The organism is Oleiphilus sp. HI0061 (assembly GCF_001635675.1).
The window spans coordinates 1-689 of sequence record NZ_LWFE01001494.1 but is presented as its reverse complement, the minus strand read 5'-3'; the positions used below and the strand labels follow the sequence as shown (position 1 = coordinate 689).

General features: G+C 47.5%; 1 protein-coding gene. It reads left to right on the top strand.

The window, feature by feature from the left end:
- On the top strand, window positions 1-689 hold a 689-nt coding region (locus A3735_RS23315; protein ID WP_197485999.1), incomplete at both ends, for a cbb3-type cytochrome c oxidase subunit I.

Genomic DNA, 689 nt, shown 5'->3' with positions numbered 1-689 from the left:
GGTATTCTGCTGGTCTTGGGTATGGTCGTATGGGCTCACCATCAATACACCATTGGCATGTCTGTCCTCGCGACCAACTACTTTATGATTGGTACAATTTTAATCTCGATCCCCGTTGGCCTAATGCTGTTCAACTTTATCTTAACGATGTGGCGTGGCTCTATTACCTTTGAAACACCCATGCTCTTCGCCATTGCCATCATTGTGATGTTCTCATTTGCAGGAACTACAGGTGTCATGCTGGCGGTTGTACCTGCAGATTTGCAATACCATGACACCTACTTTGTGGTCGCACATTTTCACTACGCATTAATACCCGGCGCACTATTCGGGCTCTACGCAGGTGTATTCTATTGGCTGCCAAAGTGGACTGGCCATATGTATAACGAAACGCTGGGTAAAATCTTTTTCTGGTGGACAACCATCGGCTTTAACCTGACGTTCTTCCCTCAACACTTTTCGGGCTTAGCGGGTATGCCACGCCGTATCGTTGATTACAGCGTGCAGTTTATTGAGTTTAACCAGATATCGAGCATTGGTGCCTTTATCTTCGGCCTATCTCACCTACTCTTTGTCTACATCATTATTCAAACTATACGTGGTGGCGAGAAAGCTCCAGCTCAGCCTTGGGAAGGTTCTCAGATCGGTACACCTGGCCTGGAGTGGACGCTCCCATCTCCTCCACCATT